Annotated in this window: 4 protein-coding genes; all 4 read left to right on the top strand. The window is 56.9% G+C overall.

Features of this window, described 5'->3' with window-relative positions:
- The first annotated feature begins 206 nt into the window (after window positions 1–206).
- The 4 genes from QQJ84_RS09030 (at window position 207) to QQJ84_RS09015 (ending at window position 3,515) form a co-directional block, all read left to right on the top strand.
- The gene (locus QQJ84_RS09030; RefSeq protein ID WP_284257824.1) at window positions 207–1,217 is read left to right on the top strand and encodes a thiamine pyrophosphate-dependent dehydrogenase E1 component subunit alpha; all 1,011 of its coding nucleotides are present in this window, start codon (window positions 207–209) and stop codon (window positions 1,215–1,217) included.
- Window positions 1,217–2,209, top strand: a complete 993-nt coding sequence (locus tag QQJ84_RS09025) for an alpha-ketoacid dehydrogenase subunit beta (protein WP_284257823.1) — start codon at window positions 1,217–1,219, stop codon at window positions 2,207–2,209. Before QQJ84_RS09030 ends, QQJ84_RS09025 begins: the two co-directional genes overlap by 1 nt.
- A gap of 84 nt (window positions 2,210–2,293) precedes the next feature.
- Window positions 2,294–2,524 (top strand): biotin/lipoyl-containing protein, encoded by a 231-nt coding sequence (locus QQJ84_RS09020; RefSeq protein ID WP_284257822.1) that lies wholly within the window; start codon window positions 2,294–2,296, stop codon window positions 2,522–2,524.
- Window positions 2,525–2,693: 169 nt separating this feature from the next.
- Window positions 2,694–3,515: a coniferyl-alcohol dehydrogenase gene (locus QQJ84_RS09015; protein ID WP_284257821.1), complete on the top strand. Its 822-nt coding sequence runs from the start codon at window positions 2,694–2,696 to the stop codon at window positions 3,513–3,515.
- Window positions 3,516–3,582 lie beyond the last annotated feature (67 nt).

Genomic DNA, 3,582 nt, shown 5'->3' with positions numbered 1-3,582 from the left:
GAGCATTTCCAGGACAACCGAAGCCGAGCCACACAAATGATCGCAGCGGTTTAATGAATCGCCCTGTAGATTCAAGTTGTTTTCGAACGGACACTTACGGTATCGCGGGGGCGAAATTATTTTCGCCACGCTTGCCCTGATGTCCACGTGGATGCGAAGTCCGACGGTACGGTACGTCTAGCCGATGGGAGCAGTGAGGAGCGCATATGGCCAGCACATTGCATATAACAGGATCGAATGCCGCCGTTCCAGATGCGGCGACTCAGATAGAGATCTACCGGCGCATGTCGTTGATTGCCCAGAATGATGAGGCGTCACGCAAGATCATCCGTTCCGGCCGCCTGATGATGCCCTATTATTCAGGGCGCGGGCAGGAGGTCATTCCGTCGGCTATTTCCGTCAACCTCGATGATTCCGACCAGATATGTACGATTTATCGCGGCATTCACGACATGCTGGCCAAAGGTGTGCCGCTACGTGTGCTGTGGGCTGAAATTGCGGGGCGCGTGACCGGAACGTGCAAGGGCAAGGGCGGCCCGATGCACATCACCCATCCGGCCTCCGGCGCGATCCTGACGACGGGGATTGTCGGCTCCTCGATGCCGATCGCCAACGGCCTGGCCTGGTCTTACAAGCTGGACAAGAGTCGGCGCGTCGCGATTGCCTATTTCGGTGACGGCGCTTCCAATATCGGCGCCTTCCATGAAAGCCTGAACTTGGCCTCACTTTGGAAGCTGCCGGTGGTTTTTGTCTGTCAGAACAATCGGTTCGCCGAGCATACGCGTTATGAGAACGGTACATCGGTAGACCAGGTGTCGAAGCGTGCGGCCGGTTACAATATGCCTGGCTTCACCGTGGACGGCAACGATCCATTCGCGATGTACGCTGCTGCCAATGCTGCCATTGCGCGCGCGCGCGATGGCGAGGGTCCGACGTTGATCGAAGCCATGACATTCCGCTTTCATGGCCATGTGTTCGGTGATGATGATTTCTATATGACCAAGCAGGAGAAGGCTGAGGCACTTGCCAAGGACCCTGTGGCTGGCTTCCGCGGACGGCTGATTGCCGCTGGCACGGCGACTGAGGCCAGTCTCACAGCGCTCGAAGCAGAGATTGCCGCGCAGATTCAGGATGCCGTCGAGTTTGCCCTGAGCAGCGAGATGCCTCCGCTGGAAGAACTGCTGCGCGATGTTTATGCCGATTCGGGAGTTGCGTAATGACGGTCCAGACCAAGAAGCTAAACATCATTCAGGCCATCAACGAGGCAATTGCCGAGGCCATGGAGGCCGATCCCAAGGTTCTGGTGCTCGGTGAGGATGTGGCCGATCGCGAAGGCGGCGGCGTTGTCGGCGTGACCCGTGGTTTGTCCGCGCGGTTCGGCGATGAGCGGGTACGCTCGACCCCCATCACCGAGCAGGCGATCATAGGAGCTGCCATCGGTGTCGCGATCAATGGCTACAAGCCGATCGCCGAGATAATGCTGATGAACTTCACCACCGTGGCGATGGACATGATCGTCAATCACGCCGCCAAGCTCCGCTTCATGTCCGGCGGCCAGACGAGCGTGCCAATCGTGATCCGCATGATGACCGGTGCTGGTATCGCGAGTGGTGGCCAGCATAGTGACTTCCTGGAGGCCTGGTTCGCGCATACACCAGGTTTGAAGGTGGTGGCGCCCTCCAACCCCGAGGACGCGAAGGGGTTGATGCTCTCCTGCATCGTCGATCCTGACCCGTGCATGTTTATCGAATGTTCGCGCGCCTATGGCAATTCGGGCATGGTACCTGTCGATCTGGCGCCAATTCCCCTCGGTAAAGCCAAAGTCGTGCAGGAGGGCAGTGATGTCACGATCATCAGCTACTCCGAGATTTTTGTCCGTGCCCAGCAGGCTGCTGCCGAACTGGCCAAGGAAGGGATTTCCGTCGAACTCATAGATCTGCGCACCATATCGCCTTGGGACCGTGAGACTGTTGTGGCCTCGGTACGAAAAACTGGCCGGGCCGTGGTCGCTCATGAGGCGGTCCGGGCTTTCGGCGTTGGCGCCGAGATTGTTGCAACATTGCAGGATGAGTTGTTCGGCATATTGAAAGGGCCGATCAAGCGTCTTGGCGCGCCGTACACATCTGTGCCGTTTTCAAAGGTGTTGGAAGATGCCTTCGTCGTATCCGTGGCGGATATTGCGGCCGCCGCCCGCGCCACGATGGTTTAGTTGAGGTGTGCCAGCAATCAAATTGTTTCGCGTTGATAAATTGGCTGCGGACAGGGTGTCCGGCCGCTTAAGCAGGAGACTTTAATGGCGACCGATATTATTCTTCCCAAAATCGGTTTTTCGATGACTGAAGGCGTGCTCGCCGAATGGCTCGCAGCAGATGGCGCAAGCGTGACGGAGGGGCAACCTTTATTTTCAATCGAGAGCGATAAATCGACCAATGAGGTTGAGGCTCCTGCTTCCGGTGTGCTCAAAATAACTGGAGTGCCTGGGGATACGTATGAGGTTGGTGCGGTCATCGGCGTTATCGAGTGACTTTTCCCTTGAGGCCGGGGGCAGCCTACCGCTCAATCGTCGTGACGATTAAGCGGTAGGGATAACTGGTTGCGCCTGTCTCTGGCTGTCGCAATGACGTAAATAAATATCGAAACACAGCGGGAATGCCCGCTCCGGAGCAATCCCGGGTAGCGTTTGAGGAGGTAACATGGCGGCCGATTTGAGTTATGCAGGCAAGCGGGTTGTTGTAAGCGGATGTTTTTCCGGCATGGGTGAAGCGACTGCGCGCTCGCTCCTGGAACTAGGCGCGGAAGTTCATGGTCTTGACTATAAAGATACAAACCTAAATCTGGCTTCATTCACAAAGGTCGATTTGCGTGATCCGGCATCTATCGATGCCGCTGCGGCCTCAATCGGTGGAAAGATTGACGCGTTGTTCAATTGTGCCGGCCTGCCGCAGACGTTTCCGGCGATCGAGGTCATGAAGGTTAACTACATGGGCACAAGGCGTATGACCGAGCAGCTTTTGCCTTATATGGGCGAGGGTAGTGCGATCGTCAGCATCTCGTCCAACGGCGGTCTTGGCTGGTCGCAACGTATACCATTGCTGATTCAAGTGCTGCAAATCGATGGGTTCGAGGCTGCCGTGAAGTGGACCGAGGAGCACTCCAGCGATGTGGCGGAAGGCTATGCGTTGTCGAAAGAGCTGATCATTCTCTGGACGATGATGATGGGTGTCCCGTTCATCAAGCGCGGAATTCGCATCAACTGCACGCAGCCCGGCCCGACGCAGACGCCGATGATGAAGGATTTTGAAACCGCGACGCCTGCTGGCGTACTCACAGGTGCGATGCAGCCGATTAACCGCCGCTCGACGCCACAGGAGCAGGCGAATGCGCTGATCTTCCTGAACAGCGATCTCGCAACCTACATCAACGGTGTTTCGCTACCTATTGATGGCGGCTTCATGGGCGGTCTCGCAACCGGCCAGATTGATATTACCGCCATGATGGCTGCAGCGGCAGGCTAAGTAGTGTCCGTCCATAAACACGGTGTTTTTGGCGTCGACGGTGCCTTTGCGCGCAATTTGGATCGAC

Source organism: Acidocella aquatica (assembly GCF_030160635.1).
Classification (GTDB): Bacteria; Pseudomonadota; Alphaproteobacteria; order Acetobacterales; family Acetobacteraceae; genus Acidocella; species Acidocella aquatica.
The sequence above is the reverse complement of the archived record's forward strand: the minus strand, read 5'-3'. Positions and strand labels throughout refer to the sequence as shown.

Coding starts and splice junctions, on each gene's coding strand:
- QQJ84_RS09030 (WP_284257824.1), top strand. CDS start 207: ATGGCCAGCACATTGCATATAACAGGATCGAATGCCGCCGTTCCAGAT.
- QQJ84_RS09025 (WP_284257823.1), top strand. CDS start 1,217: ATGACGGTCCAGACCAAGAAGCTAAACATCATTCAGGCCATCAACGAG.
- QQJ84_RS09020 (WP_284257822.1), top strand. CDS start 2,294: ATGGCGACCGATATTATTCTTCCCAAAATCGGTTTTTCGATGACTGAA.
- QQJ84_RS09015 (WP_284257821.1), top strand. CDS start 2,694: ATGGCGGCCGATTTGAGTTATGCAGGCAAGCGGGTTGTTGTAAGCGGA.